The sequence below is a fragment of the Spongiibacter marinus genome, assembly GCF_016906995.1.
Lineage (GTDB): Bacteria > Pseudomonadota > Gammaproteobacteria > Pseudomonadales > Spongiibacteraceae > Spongiibacter > Spongiibacter marinus.
Window position 1 is genome coordinate 130487 of the sequence record NZ_JAFBBD010000004.1, and the last position, 15898, is coordinate 146384.

16 protein-coding genes are annotated in these 15898 nt (G+C 55.2%); 7 read left to right on the plus strand and 9 right to left on the minus strand.

Annotated elements, in window-relative coordinates:
* Positions 1 to 71 precede the first annotated feature (71 nt).
* Positions 72 to 314, minus strand: coding sequence for a hypothetical protein (locus HNR64_RS07160; protein ID WP_204995843.1), 243 nt, complete (start codon positions 312 to 314; stop codon positions 72 to 74).
* 172 nt (positions 315 to 486) lie between these two features.
* Between HNR64_RS07160 and bcsE the strand changes: the two genes are divergently transcribed.
* The 3 genes from bcsE to bcsG are packed head-to-tail and all read left to right on the plus strand — an operon-like array spanning position 487 to position 3881.
* Positions 487 to 2049, plus strand: a complete 1563-nt coding sequence (gene bcsE / locus HNR64_RS07165; RefSeq protein WP_204995844.1) for a cellulose biosynthesis protein BcsE — start codon at positions 487 to 489, stop codon at positions 2047 to 2049.
* A gap of 21 nt (positions 2050 to 2070) precedes the next feature.
* Positions 2071 to 2268 (plus strand): hypothetical protein, encoded by a 198-nt coding sequence (locus tag HNR64_RS07170; RefSeq protein ID WP_204995845.1) that lies wholly within the window; start codon positions 2071 to 2073, stop codon positions 2266 to 2268.
* On the plus strand, positions 2265 to 3881 hold the full coding sequence (gene bcsG / locus HNR64_RS07175; RefSeq protein WP_204995846.1) for a cellulose biosynthesis protein BcsG: 1617 nt from the start codon (positions 2265 to 2267) through the stop codon (positions 3879 to 3881). The genes HNR64_RS07170 and bcsG overlap by 4 nt, the downstream gene beginning before the upstream one ends.
* Before the next feature lie 43 nt (positions 3882 to 3924).
* Here the strand turns inward: bcsG and HNR64_RS07180 are convergent, their stop codons facing one another.
* Both HNR64_RS07180 and HNR64_RS07185 read right to left on the minus strand, forming a co-directional pair.
* Positions 3925 to 4344 (minus strand): TM2 domain-containing protein, encoded by a 420-nt coding sequence (locus HNR64_RS07180; RefSeq protein WP_374972931.1) that lies wholly within the window; start codon positions 4342 to 4344, stop codon positions 3925 to 3927.
* 37 nt (positions 4345 to 4381) lie between these two features.
* Entirely contained in the window at positions 4382 to 5062 is a 681-nt protein-coding gene (locus HNR64_RS07185) for a methyltransferase domain-containing protein (protein WP_204995847.1), read from the minus strand.
* A gap of 118 nt (positions 5063 to 5180) precedes the next feature.
* Between HNR64_RS07185 and HNR64_RS07190 the strand changes: the two genes are divergently transcribed.
* Positions 5181 to 6134: a 2Fe-2S iron-sulfur cluster-binding protein gene (locus HNR64_RS07190; RefSeq protein ID WP_204995848.1), complete on the plus strand. Its 954-nt coding sequence runs from the start codon at positions 5181 to 5183 to the stop codon at positions 6132 to 6134.
* A 47-nt stretch (positions 6135 to 6181) separates the two neighbouring features.
* Here the strand turns inward: HNR64_RS07190 and HNR64_RS07195 are convergent, their stop codons facing one another.
* From HNR64_RS07195 to HNR64_RS07205, 3 genes are all read right to left on the minus strand, one after another.
* Entirely contained in the window at positions 6182 to 8356 is a 2175-nt protein-coding gene (locus tag HNR64_RS07195) for a 3-hydroxyacyl-CoA dehydrogenase NAD-binding domain-containing protein (protein WP_204995849.1), read from the minus strand.
* A gap of 65 nt (positions 8357 to 8421) precedes the next feature.
* Positions 8422 to 9621 (minus strand): acetyl-CoA C-acetyltransferase, encoded by a 1200-nt coding sequence (locus HNR64_RS07200; protein ID WP_204995850.1) that lies wholly within the window; start codon positions 9619 to 9621, stop codon positions 8422 to 8424.
* 151 nt (positions 9622 to 9772) lie between these two features.
* Positions 9773 to 10828 carry an AraC family transcriptional regulator gene (locus tag HNR64_RS07205; protein WP_204995851.1) on the minus strand — a complete coding sequence of 352 codons (1056 nt, stop codon included), beginning with the start codon at positions 10826 to 10828 and terminating at the stop codon, positions 9773 to 9775.
* Between the two features lie 197 nt (positions 10829 to 11025).
* On the opposite strand from HNR64_RS07205, the gene HNR64_RS07210 reads away from it, so the two are divergent.
* Positions 11026 to 11499, plus strand: a complete 474-nt coding sequence (locus tag HNR64_RS07210) for a hypothetical protein (RefSeq protein WP_204995852.1) — start codon at positions 11026 to 11028, stop codon at positions 11497 to 11499.
* A gap of 38 nt (positions 11500 to 11537) precedes the next feature.
* Here the strand turns inward: HNR64_RS07210 and HNR64_RS07215 are convergent, their stop codons facing one another.
* Both HNR64_RS07215 and HNR64_RS07220 read right to left on the minus strand, forming a co-directional pair.
* The gene (locus HNR64_RS07215; RefSeq protein ID WP_204995853.1) at positions 11538 to 12935 is read right to left on the minus strand and encodes a sensor histidine kinase; all 1398 of its coding nucleotides are present in this window, start codon (positions 12933 to 12935) and stop codon (positions 11538 to 11540) included.
* Positions 12922 to 13599 carry a response regulator transcription factor gene (locus tag HNR64_RS07220; RefSeq protein WP_027873707.1) on the minus strand — a complete coding sequence of 226 codons (678 nt, stop codon included), beginning with the start codon at positions 13597 to 13599 and terminating at the stop codon, positions 12922 to 12924. Before HNR64_RS07220 ends, HNR64_RS07215 begins: the two co-directional genes overlap by 14 nt.
* A gap of 200 nt (positions 13600 to 13799) precedes the next feature.
* Between HNR64_RS07220 and HNR64_RS07225 the strand changes: the two genes are divergently transcribed.
* Both HNR64_RS07225 and HNR64_RS07230 read left to right on the plus strand, forming a co-directional pair.
* Positions 13800 to 14273, plus strand: coding sequence for a hypothetical protein (locus HNR64_RS07225; RefSeq protein WP_204995854.1), 474 nt, complete (start codon positions 13800 to 13802; stop codon positions 14271 to 14273).
* 72 nt (positions 14274 to 14345) lie between these two features.
* Entirely contained in the window at positions 14346 to 14825 is a 480-nt protein-coding gene (locus HNR64_RS07230; RefSeq protein WP_204995855.1) for an RDD family protein, read from the plus strand.
* Between the two features lie 9 nt (positions 14826 to 14834).
* On the opposite strand, the gene lptG is transcribed toward HNR64_RS07230, so the two are convergent.
* Entirely contained in the window at positions 14835 to 15896 is a 1062-nt protein-coding gene (gene lptG, locus HNR64_RS07235; RefSeq protein ID WP_204995856.1) for an LPS export ABC transporter permease LptG, read from the minus strand.
* Positions 15897 to 15898 lie beyond the last annotated feature (2 nt).

The following is a 15898-nucleotide window of genomic DNA, read 5'->3' on the forward strand; positions in this document are numbered from 1 at the left end:
ACAACGTAGGCCGCTACGTAAGTCGCAAGGCTAGTCACAACGTGAACCACTGGGTGAGTTTCAAGCACGCGTCAGCACTCGCTATTGTCATCGCGGCGATTAATTGCCTGCAATAGCGGCCAGCGAGTCATCAGCCGCGAGCGTTCACTCACTCTGAAGTTCTCTTTATAGGAAAAGGCCGCGCCCGCACCGAGCGCGCGCATCACCGATCGTATATCACGGCTCAATGGCTCAGCACTGAGCTTGCCAATGCGCTGAGATTCTCGAGCGTGCTCCTGCAGCTCCATTGTTTTTTCCTTGGGCGGAATATCCATACACTAAGTCCCAAATCTAGCCGAAGCTCGCGTCGGCAACCATTGGCAATCACACCTATATTTATAGGGTTTTTGTCAGGCACAGCCGCGATTCCTAGCCATTCTGACGCCCCCTGCGCTATAGTGCAATCACCGCGTATTACGTCCCGAAATATACGAGACAGCACAGCGAATGAGTATTCAGGCGATACAACACAGTTTTGAAGAGACCCTGTCACAGGACGGCTTGTTCTGCTTGCTGGGTCATTCCTACGCCGATTTCATCGCTACACTTTCACTGCTTTCATCAAGTCACCAGAGTTTTGTCTTTCAAGAAACGCAGAAAAACGTCTTCAATGGCCTGGATGAGCAAGACCAGCAGGCGCTGGCAAATCTTTGCCAATCTCGTTCAGCGGGCTGCTTTTTCAACCACAGCTCGAAGACACTCAATTTAAAGCAACTGCTGCGCGACACCGAAAGGCTCTCGCTACCGCGTAAAAGCGGGCTTTGTGTCGTCCTAAATGAAGACAGCTTCGACCGCTCTTCACCCGCTAAACTTCAGCAGGCGCTGGGCGCGTGGCGTCGCTTTTGTCGGCGCGGCCAATACCGCATCATGTTTCTTGTTTGCGGCCCCTGTGAAACACTGCGGCCACTGTTAAAACGCCACAGCAAAACCTTATCCGGGATCGCAACACAAACCCGCATGTCCAAGCTGCGCTACTCGCTGCTCATTGATCACTGGCTCAGCCCGCAGGGCATGCTGGCACACCAGGAGTTTTTGCTAGAGCTCGACAGCCATCATGCGATCGAGCATCTTGAGCAGTTACTGAAGCCACAGGCGAACGCCACGATCGAGAGCAGTGACGTCGACACCATCTACACCGTGCAGCGCCTTAAAGAAGAGCTTTACCAAAGTGCGAATGTCATTGCCGAGCAAAGCGACAACAGCGCTCTGCTTGAAAGTCTCGACGGCGTCGTCGCAGCAACCGTCATCTTCGACTGCCAACAGGCCGACGATATCGAAACCCTGGCGCTAATGATTTACCAGCTTCGCGCAAGTGCCGGCGAGCAGCTAAAGATTCTTGTACGCGAGTCACTGCGCTGCCTGCGTGCGGCAGATGAGGCCTACTTGCTCAGAGCGGGCTGCAGTCTAATCATCCCCCATGGCGTCCACGCAAGCGCTGTACACAGCTTAGTGGCAGCAATTCAAGGCCACGTATTTACGCGCAACCTGCCCAGCAGCTTGAATAAATTGATAGAAACGCGCCCCTATTCCAGCGACTACGGCTACACCGAGCCGGCTGCCTTCGCTCGCTACGCAAGGCGGGCCTTCGACAACAGCCTATTCAGTGAACTTCAGCATTTGATTGTTGAACTCATGCCGTTGCCGGGCATCAGCATAGAGCAGATTTTTGGCCTGTGCCGCCTGCGGCGAGAAGGAGACTTACTTACCGTGGTCGACGGTAAAGTGTACTTTTTTCTCTACGCCTGCTCTTTACGAGACGTAGATACGGCGCTGCGCAACAGTTTAGATTTACCGGTGAATGATTTATTCGCTAGCCGCCTGCTGCACTGTGATGCCGACGATATTGATGAACTGCTAGACAAACTCTTGCTAGCCTCCCCTTCCATCAATGCACAGCGAGCCCGCAAACTAATGGACCATCGTTCACAGCACCGCCCGCTTGCCCCGGCAGAAAAGCAGCGTGGCGCGGCCGCCTTTGCAAAACGCCGCCGACTGGACACCACAATATAAAGTGAGAGCGAGTAAGCAGCCATGAATATCCATGACTTTATGCTCACTGTGAGCTGCAGCCTGGTCGTTGGACTACTGCTGGGTTATTTTTTTCGCGAGGCGCTGCTGGGTTTTAGTCAATTCATGCATCGCCATCTTGAACCCCGCCATCTTCGCCGCTATCGACCGACGACACCAACGGCGAACGCCCCCTCAAACAAGGATGACGCCCAACAATGAATGGCAAGGTCCGCAAGCTTCAATCGCAGGAGTTAGTGCTACCCGAGCTGGCGATCTGGAACGCCTATTTTTTAATTAAGTTGGTGCTGTATTTTCAGGGAAAAATGCAGTTTCACGTCGTGGAAAATATCGCATTTGCGATCTTTCTTTTGTTACCGGTTTCTCTTCCTGTATTGCGCGTGGCTCGTCAGATCAGCGCCGTGATCTTCGCGCTATGGCTAATCCACCTGGATTCTAATCTGCCCCCACTGGAACGGTTATTTGCTCAACTCGAACAACTCTCCCACTTTGAGTCGGATTATCTCGTCGAACTCGCCTGGCGTTTTGTACCTGATATCAACCCCCTAATCGCGGTTGTAGGCATTGCCGTTTACATCATAGCCAACCGCTACTTTCGTTTAACATCATTCGTGCTATTAGCACTTTTCGCAGCAAGCATTCACAGCCTGAGCCCACAGCCGACCGCTCCCATCGCCACCCTTCCAGCAGACGGACACGGCGAACATGAAGCGCAGGCGAGTGGCTCGCCGCAGGGCGACGAGGCACTAAACAACTACCTGAGCAGCTTCTTCAGCCGAGAAGCTCGACGCCAGGTTCGCTTCCCGCCTCTCGCGCAAGAACGCCAGGCCTTCGACGTTATTTTCCTCAGCGTTTGCTCCCTCTCCTGGGACGATCTTGATGTCGTTGAGCAGCGACAGCACCCGTTATTGCAGCGCTTTGACTTTGTCTTTGAACAATTTAACTCGGCCACCAGTTACAGCGGCCCGGCTGTTCTCAGGCTAAGCAGAGCGAGTTGTGGGCAGCTACCCCACTCTGGACTCTATGAAGAAACCAGTGACCAGTGCCTGCTAATGACCCAGTTTACGCAACAGGGTTACGACCACGCCCTGTTGATGAATCACGATGGCCACTTCGACAATTTTCTCGAGAGCACACGCCAACTTGGCCACGTCGACGCTGAACTGTTTCCCCTTGCGGGCATCCCCCAAGCACAGAAGGCCTTTGACGGATCGCCGATATACAGCGACCTAGCGGTGTTGGAGAACTGGTGGCAACAGCGGCTACAATCGCCGTCTCCCTCGACAGTCGCGCTGTACAACACCACCAGCCTGCACGATGGCAACCGCCTACTGGACAGTCGGGAAAACCTGCGCGGCGCACAAAGTTATAAGCGCCGAATGGATCGCTTATTTGGCGATATCTCACGCTTCTTAGACCGCCTTCAGCAAAGCGGCAAAAATGTTGTTGTCGTGCTAGTTCCCGAGCACGGCGCGGGGCTGCGCGGCGACGCCATGCAAATTCCGGGAATGCGTGAAATTCCCACACCGGCGATTACAAAAGTGCCGGTTGCCATCAAGCTCATTGGCCCAAACCTGGAGCGTCAGGGCCCCGCCGCGCGCATTACTCAGCCCAGCAGCTATCAAGCCATTGGCCAACTGCTGGCTGACTTTATGGCTGCCGATATTTTTGCCAATAAGCAATTTAGCAGCAGTGACTGGCTGAGCACCCTTCCCCGCACCGAGCCCGTCTCTCAGAATGATGGCAGCACAATGCTCAGTATCGACGGCGAGAGCTACCTGTCACTCGATGGCAGCAGCTGGACGCGCTACTAGCGCCTGTTAAGACTACCAGGGCCTGTGAAGAGGCCCTCTCAGGCTAGTGGAAGAGGCGTGTATTGTGCTCGCTGATTTGTTCGTTGAGCGTCCAGTAGTCATATATAACGCCCAGCAGAAACACGCCGCCCGTTAGTAAATACACAATCCCAGTCAGCCATTTACCGAGGTAAAAACGGTGCAAACCGAAAATACCCAGAAAGGTTAGCAATATCCATGCGACGGAATAGCTGGCAGTGCCTGATTGATAGCGTCGATCGGCGGAGCGCTCCATGGCGGGAATCAACACTAAGTCGATAATCCAGCCGATAAAAAACAAGCCCAGGGTAAAAAAATACAGTGTTCCGCTTATCGGCCGTCCCAAATAGAAACGGTGAGCCCCCATGAAGCCGAATAGCCACAATACGTAGGCAATAACGATATTATGAGTATCACTGCCGGGCGCAGACAACTTAGTAGACACTTCCCCTCCCACTGCTCGCAGTTTTCGTTACGCCACCTTACACGGGGCGCAAATGGAATAGAATGGATAACGGCATCGCACCCTTGCCCGCGTTTGGCTCCTCAACATTCGCGATGCTATAGCCCGCCCGTTGAAATACTAAAGACCAGTCGCCGAGCGTGTGAAAGTACCACGGCGGCGCATCCTTAAATTGCTGATGAAGGTGGTCAGGCAAGCCTTCCCAGCTGCCCGTTAACCACCTTGAGTAGTAACTCTCGCCGCGTGTAATAAAACAGGGGTGCAAGGTTTGCACCAATAAATGGCCACTAGCCGACAAGGCCCGCTTGAGCGACCTCAAGGGCTGCTCGACTGATTCACCCAGCAGAGAAAAGTTACACACCGCCAAATCGAATGTTTGCGGCCATGCCACCTCATCTAGCGCCTCATAGGCAATGCACTGGCAATTCTTACTGCCCCGCGCTATTGCCTCCGCCACCAATTCGGCGACAGCATCAAAACCGGCAACGTCAACACCGTGCCCAGCAAGCTCACGCATTAGCCAGCCCTCTCCGCAACCCACATCCAGAACGCGTTGCGGGTGATGGCTCAGCACAGCGTTAACAATTGCCCCATTTGTTACCGCCACCCGGCTGGCGATTGCCTGTTGATCAAGCGCAGCAACCCAAGGCCCCGCATTCCTTTGCCAGCTCTCTACTATCTGCTTCTCGCTGTCAGCCACCGTATTTCTCCCTCCGCTCCATTGCGCTACGCACCGCTATTCGTCCGTTAAAAAGTCGCTGACAGCCCACGCCAGGCAAAGTACCATTTCCGGGTTATCTCGCAGCAGACAACTCACTATGCCCAGCATTCGCTTCAATGATCAAACCCTGGACTACCTGCCAACGGAGACTGTGTTGCAGTGTTTACTGCGTCACCGCCAGCAGATTCCTCACGGTTGCCAAGCAGGTGCTTGCCAAAGCTGCCGAGTCAAAGTAAACGGCACACTGGCGGCGCAGCAAATGCACCTCGCGCAACAGGGGCTGCGCCCCGATGAGCAAGCCGACGGTATCGCGCTTAGTTGCCAGTTACAGCCCTCAGAAGGCTTAGAAATTCGCGGTGTTTCCCCAAAAAGTGACCAACACACTGCCAGTATTGTCGCGCGAAGTGCTCTGAACGAACAGGTTTGGGAACTCACCCTGGGCACGCGACTGCGCTGGCAGGCCGGTCAGTACTTTAGTGTGTCAGTAAACGGCGTCGATTACCGCTGCTATTCCGCGAGCAACCTCGCCGACGATGGCAACCTGAGGCTGCAACTTCGCCGCTACGAGGGCGGGCAAGTCAGCGACGCGCTGTGCCGCGCCGAGTTAGGTAGTGGGGTCACGCTGCAAGGCCCACTCGGAGATTTCACACTGCGCAGCGACGCGCGAACCAAGCGCATATTATTACTGGGTAACGGCACCGGCCTGGCGCCGCTCCTTGCCCTGGCCCAACACGCCTTGCAAGAACTCCCCGCCACACCCATTACGTTGATCCACGCCTATCGCTCGACACAGCAAGCCTACCACTGCACGACGCTAGATGCGCTGGCCAAGCAGGCGGATATCACCGTGGCAAGCGCCAGCTGGGCAGACAGCGCCGCCTCGGAGCTGGACAATATGCTTGATAAGTTGGGAGCGCTATCCGACACCGCCTGCTACCTGAGCGGCAGCACTGACTTCGTCCGGCACTATCAACGGCGCCTCTTTATGCGCGGCGCATCGCGCTCCCACATCTTTTGCGAGTCCTTTCTGGATTTTACTCAGCGGGCATAAAAAAGGCCGGCATATGCCGGCCTTTACACTCACAAAAAACGCGTGTCTTACAGGAACAGCTCACCACTTTCGGCACGCTGCTCCAGCAATGCCGGAACGGCAAACACATCGCCGTAACGTGCTTGTAGTTCTTTCGCGCGCGCCACGAATGCCTTCAAACCATAGGCATTAATCGCCTGGAAGACACCACCCGTTTGCGCGGGAAAACCAATCCCCATAATGGAACCGATGTTACCGTCGCCGACGTTGGTTACCACGCCTTCTTCCATCGCGCGTACGGCTTCCAGGCATTGGCTGAAGACAAGGCGATCCTTAATGTCTTCGTAGGGCATATCGGTGTATCCATTTGGCGCATACGCCTCTTTGAGGCCAGGCCACATGTGCTTTTTGCCACCTTCGGGATACTCGTAGTAGCCGCCACCGTGAACTTTACCGCGACGCCCGAACTCATTCACCATGCGGTCGAGAATGCGGGACGCTGCATTGTCTTCCCACACTTTGCCCTGCGCTTCTGCATCGGCTTTGGCTTGCTGGCCGTTTTTGTACGCGGTTTCCTGGCTGATTTCATCGATCGCCGCCAGCGGTCCAACAGGTGAACCATTGTCGCGCGCCGCCGACTCGATAAGCACCGGATTAACGCCCTCTTCCAGCATTTCAGCCCCTTGAGATACCGTTTTACCGATAACCCGAGTGGTGAAGAAGCCTGGTGCATCGTTTACAACGATGGGGGTTTTACCCAGCTGCTGGGCCAAGTCGAAGGCCTTCGCCAAGGTCTCGTCACTGGTCTTTTCGCCGCGGATAATTTCAACCAGCGGCATCTTTTCAGCGGGCGAGAAAAAGTGCATGCCAATGAAGTTTTCAGCGCGACTGCTCGCCTGCGCCAACTCGGTGATTGGCAAGGCTGAGGTATTCGAGGCAAACACTGCACTGGCATCCAGCGCCGCTTCCGTTTCCTGCGTTACCGCTGCCTTGATCTTGCGGTCTTCAAATACCGCCTCAATCACCAGCTCACAGCCTTTCAAGTCAGCGTAGTCAGCGCTGGGCAGAATGCGCGCCATGTACTCCGCTTTCTTCTCTTCGGTCACCTTGCCCTTGCTGATGCCTTTATCAAAGTAGGCTTCGGCGTAGGCCTTACCGCGCTCAGCATTTTCCATGCTGATATCTTTGAGTACGACCTCAATACCTTTCTGAGCGGCCATTGTCGCAATACCCGCGCCCATTTGACCGGCACCGATGATGCCGAGCTTCTGGCAGCTGAATTTCTCAGGGCCCTGCGGACGGCTGGCGCCGCGGTTCAACGCTTCCATTTGCACGAAGAAGGCGGTCATCATATTGCGGGCCGTTTGATCCAGCAGCAAGCTGAGGAAATAGCGACCTTCAACCTTCTGCGCGGTATCGAAATCGACACGGGCAGAATCAACCACACAGGCAAAGATGGCGTTTTGTGCCGGCATCAGGTTCTTGGTCTGGACCATAACATTGGCGGGACCAAAGAAGGTCAGCCCCTGGTTGGCTTCCTCTTCAGGGCCGCCGCCAGGCATGTTGTAGCCTTCGCTATCCCAGGGTTGCTTAACGCCGCCCTCAGTGTTGGCATTTTGCTTGATCCACGCCTTGGCTTGAGCGTGCATATCCGCTTCGTCGTCGGCCAGGGCATTAACCAGGCCCTTCTCCAACGCTTTATCCGCCTTCAGGCGTCGGCCCTGGCTAATCAAACCAATGGCTTCCTGCATACCCAGCAGGTAGGTCATACGCACAACACCGCCAGCACCGGGCATCAAACCGATCATCGCCTCTGGCAAGCCCATTTGAATGCCTTTGACGGCCACGCGATAGTGACACGCCAAGGCGATTTCAAAACCGCCACCCAGAGCGGGGCCATTCATACCCACCGCCACGGGCACACCCAGGGTTTCCAGGATACGCAGTGGCGCTTTGGTCGCCATAATGCCGTCGTACATTTCTTTTTTCTTATCGGCAGGTGGATTCAGATCCATCTCCAACATCTCTTTGATGTCGCCACCAGCAAAGAATTGATTGGGTTTGCCACTGCGCAGATAAATACCGGTAACGCCGCCAGCCTCGACCATGCCCTGCAATTCTGCCACGGCTGCGCGCATGGCCTCGTCGTATTCCAGGCCCATGGTATTTACAGTTTTACCCGGCTGATCAAAGATCAATTCAACGATGCCGTCTGCGTCTTTCTCTAAACGAATATATCCCATTGTTCTGTATCTCTCTTTGCCGCTCGGCAGCCAGTGCCGAGCCAAAAATTCACTGTTCCCGCGAATTACACGCGCTCGATGATGGTCGCGATGCCAATACCACCGCCGGCACACAGCGTAACCAGGCCGCGCTTCAGGTCACGACGCTCGAGTTCATCCAACAGGGTGCCGAGAATCATCGCACCCGTCGCACCAATGGGGTGACCCATGGCGATGGCGCCGCCGTTGACGTTAATTTTCTCATCGGGAATACCAAGACGGTTTTGGTAACGCAGCACCACCGACGCGAAGGCCTCGTTGAGTTCAAACAGGTCGATATCATCAACGCTCAGGCCGGCTTTTTTCAGTGCTTTCTGTGTCGCGGGAACGGGGCCGTCCAGCATGATGGTGGGCTCACTGCCAACCAGCGCACAGCTAACGATACGTGCGCGCGGGGTTAGGCCCTGCTCTTTGCCAGCGGCTTCGCTGCCGATCAGTACCAGACCGGCGCCGTCGACAATACCCGAGGAGTTACCCGCGGTGTGCACGCATTCGATATTTTCCAACTCCGGGTATTTCAGTTTGGCGACGCCGCCGTGACCGAAATCGTTAAACATTTGGAAGGCCGGCTTCAGTTTAGCCAGGCCCTCGGCAGTGGTTTCAGCACGAATCAACTCATCTTGCTCTAACACCACAACGCCGTTCATATCGCGGACGGGAACGATGGACTTGAAGTAGCCATTGTCACGCGCCTGCGCTGCGCGGTGCTGTGAGCGCGCTGCGTACGCATCCACCTCTTCACGACTGATCCCATCCATGGTGGCAATCATGTCGGCGCCCAAACCCTGGGAGATAAAATAGGACTTCATCGCCACCCACGGATCGCCGGTTGCACCGCCGCTGGCACCAATACCGAGGCGCGACATGGACTCAACACCACCGGCAGCCACTAGCTCTTCAAAACCGGAAGCGACTTTAGCCGCCGCCATATTCACGGCATCCAGACCACCTGCACAGAAGCGGTGAAGCTGCGCACCGGTAGTAATGTCGTCCCAGCTCGAGTAGACCAGTGCCGCTTTGGCAATGTTCTGTCCCTGCTCCTTGACTGGCTCGCCACAGGCGAGGATCAAATCTTCGACCTTGCTGGTATCCAAATTGAGGCGCTCTTTCATCTCCTCAAGAAGATTCGTCACCAGGTCAATAGGTTTTACTTCATAGAGCGAACCGCCCTGTTTGCCCTTGCCGCGCGGGGTGCGAATCGCATCGTAAATAAAAGCGTCTGCCATGCTGTGTCCTGCCAAAGTAGATTGGGGTTACGTCAAATAGGCAAAGCATGGCGTCTGAGCTGGGATGCGGGCAATAACATATCCGGTCAATGGACTGACATCTATGATATTTCGTTTTATTTAACAGCCACTTAGCCGAAGAAGGCAGGTGTTAGCTTTCGCTATCGCGCTCTCGCTGACGAAACTCGCCCGGCGTGATACCCGTCCACTTTTTGAAACAGCGGTGAAACGCCGAGGGGTCGGTAAATCCCATCAGCGCGGCGATGCCATTGATGGAGAGCTCTGAGCCACTCAAGTAGGCCATCGCCGCATCGCGCCGACACTCGTCTTTAAGTTGCTGGAAGGTCGTTCCCTCTTTTTTTAGGCGCCGCCGCAGTGTTGGCGCCGACATATTGAGGGCCTCGGTGATCCGTTCAAAACTGGGGAAACCTTGCGAGAAATCCTGGCCGATCATGGCGCGTACCCTGGCGACCAGGCTGCCATCGTCACGACCACTGCTCAGCACCATGAGCGGATAAGGCGCCGTGCGCAAAAACTCTTTTAAGCTGCGCTCGTTCTGCACTAGCGGAAAATTGAGATAGCGCGTGTCGAAGACAAATTCATCACGCAGCTGGCCATAGTACACAGGGCATTCGAACAGCTGCTGATAGCGCACCACACGCGCCCGCTCCCGGGGCGCCTGACCAGCGAAGCGCACTTCTTTTAGCTCGATATTTGTGCCCACCAGCCAGCAAAAGAAACGGTGCCACAAACTCAGACCATAGAGATCGGAGGCCTCCACAAAATCGCCGGCAAAGCCTTTCTTGACACTGCCATAACCCACGATGGCACTGTCTCGGCGTGTATCTAACTGAATCTGGGTATCGGCTTCGTAGAAGGTGCGAAAGAACTCGCAGGCGCGTTTGATCGCTTTGCCTAGGTTGTCGCAACCCAACAGGCAATAACACATCATACGAAAAGCGCCCGGGGTCACCTTGTGACCGAGCATCAAGCCAAAGGCTTCATCCTGTATCAGGCTCATTACCTGTTGATACAGGCGCGTGTACTGCATCGCGGTGATATGAGGCTGATAGCCGTCGCTGCGGCTGTCTATCGGATTGAAGGGAATCTGCGCATATTGCAGAATTTTGCCCGCATCGTAGCCGCGCTCCACCGCTAGATTGAGCAGAGAGCGAGCAAAACGACTGGGAACAGCTTCAAGATCCATAAACTTCGCTATTAGTGTCGGACAAATGCACAGCTTGTTGGCCCCTGCCACCGCCACACGACGGAGCAAGACCCAACCAAGTCACAAATTTACCGCCAGAATGTTAACACCCCTCTACACTGTCTGCTAAGTTGTGAAGATAAGGTAATAAACGCAGATTCGCTTGCACAAATGGATAACAGAGTGTCTTAACAGTGATGGAAGAGCAACGTTTCGATCTTTTCTTAACCGGCCACCTGGCTGTTGGCAGCGACCGCGATCGCGCTGTCCAACAGCTGGCCGCGCTGTTTAAGCGCCCGCCCGACCAAATAGACAAACTCTTGCGCGGGCGCAGCAGCCGTATTCGCAAGGCGCTCAATGCGGCGGAGGTACAGCGCTTGCAGGCCGGCTTCGACAAAATCGGAATTCTTACTGAAGCGCGGCCCTGCCCCAAAGGCACCCCACAACAGCGCGCCATCGCTGAGAATATTGGCGACAGCCAGGATACCTTGTCACTGTGCCCGACCGGCAGTCCGGTACTGCGCGAAAACGAACGTCGGCAGGTGGATGCTGTCAGTATAGACACAAGCGCCCTCTCTTTGGCGCAAGTGGGCAGTCGCCTTCAAGAGCCCAGAGAGACCGCAGTAAAGGCGCCAAATACCGACCACCTACACATTCTCGACCACGACTAAAACGCTTGGCAGTTCAAGGCTTAAAAAGGGCAGGCCGCCTACCCCTTTTTACTTACACTGCTCTGGCGAGGCAGGCGCATCACCACTTTGAGGCCCGGCCGATTATCCTCCAGGCTAATTGTGCCGTCATGCAACTTCACCACCGCATGTACCAAACTCAAGCCCAAACCATTACCGGGGTGGCAGCCGCGGCTGCTTTCTACGCGAAAGAAACGCTGAAAGACTTTTTCACGATCAGCATCCGGCACACCGATGCCCGTATCTGCGACATACACGCGGTAGCAATCGGGCTCAACCGATAAGCCCACCTGCACCTCACCACCCTCCGGTGTGTACTTAATGGCGTTATCCACCAGGTTCGCCACCGCTTGAAAGAGTAGGTTTCGGTCCCCGGTGACTTTGCCCACCCTCGCCAGCGCGGTGTTGAACTGCTGGTCTTTCTCCATGGCCAGCGGTTCATAAAGCTCGATAACGTCAGACACAAGGGTGCACAGGTCGACATCGGCGAAACCGGAGCGGCGATTACCTGACTCCACCTGAGCAATGCGCAGCAACGCACTGAAGGTGCCGAGCAAGCCGTCCGCTTCCTCTATTAATGCCTCCACCTGCTCGCGATTGGCGGGGTCGCTGCAGTCGTCGTGTAAATCGCTGAGCTTATTTCTAAGACGTGTTAGGGGCGTTCTCAAATCGTGGGCAATATTATCGGAAACTTGCCGGACCCCGGTCATCAACACCTCAATGCGGTCGAGCATCTGGTTGACGTTTTCCGACAGGCGCCGGAAGTCTCCAGTGCTGCCACTGACATCAATGCGCTCGGAGAAATCGCCGCTCATGATGCGGTGCAGGGTGGTATTGATGTGCTCGATCCGCCGCAAACTCAGCCCAGCGGTGATCGCACCGCCAATCGTCCCGAGGATAATGGTCGCGACCATGGAACGCGTTAATGCCCCAGCGACCAGCTTTGTACTGTTAAGCACGTCGGCATAATGACGTGCCACTAACAGGCGCTCGCCACTTGGCAGCTCGGTGGACAGCGCAACGAATTCGTTGCCGACCGGGTCCGCCATATTGGTTAAGGACTCAAAGTCGAAACCGATCCAGCCATTGCGGTATTCCTTGGCGTCGGGCCACTCATTGAGGTTGCCGGCGATTTTGCGTTTCTCGGCGTCGCCGACAAAATAAAAAAACCGAATCAGTCGCGTCGGCCCGCTGTGCACCTCGACGAATTCATCAACGGCTTCGCTACCACCCTCTTCATAGGCCTGGCTAAGCGCCTCCAGTTCAAGCTTGACCGAGCGATGTACGTCGCTAAAGAAATCGTAGGCGATAAAGGCGTAAATCAACGCCAGTACCATAAATACCGCAACGCTCAGCCACGCGACGTAGCTGACCAAAAACCGGAAGGTAAAGCTGGTAAATATCTTACTCAGAATCATCCAACATATACCCGGCGCCGCGAACAGTGTTGAGCAATTGACGATCAAAGCCCTTGTCTATTTTCTGCCGCAACCGGCTGATATGCACGTCGATAACATTGGTTTGGGGGTCAAAGTGATAGTCCCACACATTCTCCAACAGCATGGTGCGGGTCACGACCTGACCGGCGTGGCGCATCAGGTATTCCAATAGTTTGTACTCGCGAGGCTGCAAGTTGAAGGTTTCGCCGCCACGGGTCACTTTGTGTGCCAACAGGTCCATTTCCAGATCGGCAACCTTGAGGCGTGTCACCGCAGAACTGGACTCGTGGCGACGCAGTATCACTTCAATGCGCGCTAGCAGTTCGGCGAAGGCGAAGGGTTTAACCAGATAATCGTCGCCGCCCGCTTTAAGCCCCTTCACCCGGTCATCTACCTCACCCAAGGCGCTCAGGATGAGCGCCGGTGTGGCGTCGTTGGCCGCTCGCAGGGTTTGAATAATGGTTAAGCCATCCACATTGGGCAACATACGATCGACAATCAGGGCGTCGTATTCCTCTGTGGTTGCCTTGACCAACCCGGACTTGCCATCGGCCACGTGCTCAACCTGATAACCACTCTCCCGCAGCCCTTTTACAATATATTCAGCGACACTCAGGTCATCTTCGATCAGTAGTATGCGCATCGCGTACGGCTTCCCTTGTTCATTATTGTGACTCACTACACAGTTTTTCTTGGCATTCGCTATTGCATCAGCGGTTGCCCACTAAGGGCCTATGGCTAAACCCCTACGGTACATCTACGGATTATTTCCCGGCGCCCCGCTGGATATTCTAAGTCCATGCTCAACAACGATAATTCCAGCATAGCCGAGGATACAAGCACATGATCACGATCACTCAGACCGCAATCATTCCCGCTTCCCTGCAGCGCGTGATCCTGGCCCTCGCCGCCACTCTGCTTTGCACCCTGGCTCACGCCGGTAAAAGCAACAGCTACGATGGCGAGCTCACTTTACCCGCCGACCACCGCCCTGGCTATCAACCAACCCTGCGTTTTTGCATCGAAAAAGATGAAATGACAGGGAGCTTTATCGCCCATAGCGCCACCGAAGCCCGCTTTAATCGCATCTGGATGAACCAGCACCGCGCTAAAACAGGCAATGCGGCGAAAAAAGAGCTTATCAAACTCGGCGCCAAAGCACTTTACCGCGCTATTCATAAACGTGCATCCATGAACTTTCTTCCCGATGAAAATGGCCGGGTTCGCGTCGCGAAATCCAGCAAGAACTTCGCCGTCGACTACAACCTCCATCTCCGCAGCAGCTCACTGGCCTTCGGTGTCGCCGTAAACTTCTAGACCCAAGGGCAATAAACATCGGCCGCCATAGCTCTGCTACAATGGCGGCCGTTTTTATTTGGGTAGAAAAAAATGACTCAACAGGCTTTTCCCGTGGCCGGCGTTTGGCCTCGCCTCGCCGCCGCTGTTTATGACGGCTTCCTGATGTTTGCCGTGTTATTTGTCGCCTCGCTACTACCGGCACTTCTGCTTAATGCCGAGCAGCTGGGCAACTCACCGGCAACCGATAGCGTGGTGCACGAACTCAATGCCCCATTGCAAGGCTGGGCCTACAGCGCCTATCTGTTAGTACTTATTGTTGCCTTTTACGGCTGGTTCTGGAGAAAAAGCGGGCAAACCCTGGGCATGCAGGCCTGGCGCCTAAAACTGGAGTCAACTTCTGGCGAGCAGGTCACATGGCAGCAAGTGATGATTCGGCTACCTGTGGCAGCGCTGGCTTTTTTCCTTTTTGGGGCCGGATACTGGTGGGCGTGGCTGGATAAGCAGGGAAGAAGTTGGCAGGACATGGCTTCATCTAGCCGCGTGGTACAACTTCCCAAGCATAAGAAATAGAGGCGCTAATTACGTGCGCTTCATCATCAGCAAGCCACCGACCGCAAAGCAGATGATGATCGGACACACACTGGCATAGATGGGGTCGAAGCCATACACCAGGCTCGATGGCCCCAGAATATCCTGCAGGGTGCGGAACACGATACCGACCATCACTCCCACGAAGATACGAAAACCCATTGTCACATCGCGCAACGGGCCAAAGATAAACGAGATCGCCACGAACACCATACCCAGTATGGTTACCGGCTGCAGCAGCTTATTCCAAAACGCCAGCTCGTAGTCGCCCGCATTCAGCCCCTGCTTATTCAGGTAACTGGCATAACGCCACAGCCCGCTGATGGAGAGGTCTTCAGGATCCAACACAAGAACATTGAGCAGCTCCGGTGACAGATCAGACTCCCAGTCTCGCTGCGGGAAAAACTGCTGCTCAGCACGCTGTTCACTGAAATCAACTTGCCGGACATCCTCAAGCATCCAGCTGCCACCGAGGTAATTGGCCCGTTCAGCGTAGGTACTTTGCACCAGCCGTTGCTGATCATCAAAGCGATAGATGCTCACTCCGTACAACACGCCGTTGGGCTGCACCGCATTGAAATGCATAAAGGCGTCGCTTTCGCGGTGCCACATTCCGTGCCGCGAGTGACTACTGGTCGACTTCTGCAGCGCAATCGCGCGCTGACTTTCCGCGATTTGCTGGGCTGCTGGCGCAACGTATTCGGCGACGAACAAGCCAATCAAGGTGATAAATAGCGTCGGCCGCACCACCGCCATCACCAACTTGGCGGTTGACACGCCCGCCGCTCGCATTACCACCAGCTCGCTGCTGCTCGCCAAGCTACCCAGCCCCGCCAAACAGCCCACCAGCGCCGCAAAAGGCAGGTACTTATAGAGACTGCCCGGAGCCACCAAGCCGACATACTGGAGTACAGAGACAAAGGTATAGTCGCCCCGTATCTCTTTCAGCTCGTCGATCAGACTGGAGAGTATGTCGATACCGACGATGACCAACAAAACCAGCAAGATAGCCGCGGCAACTGTGCGCCCGATGTAGCGATTTAATTTATGCATGA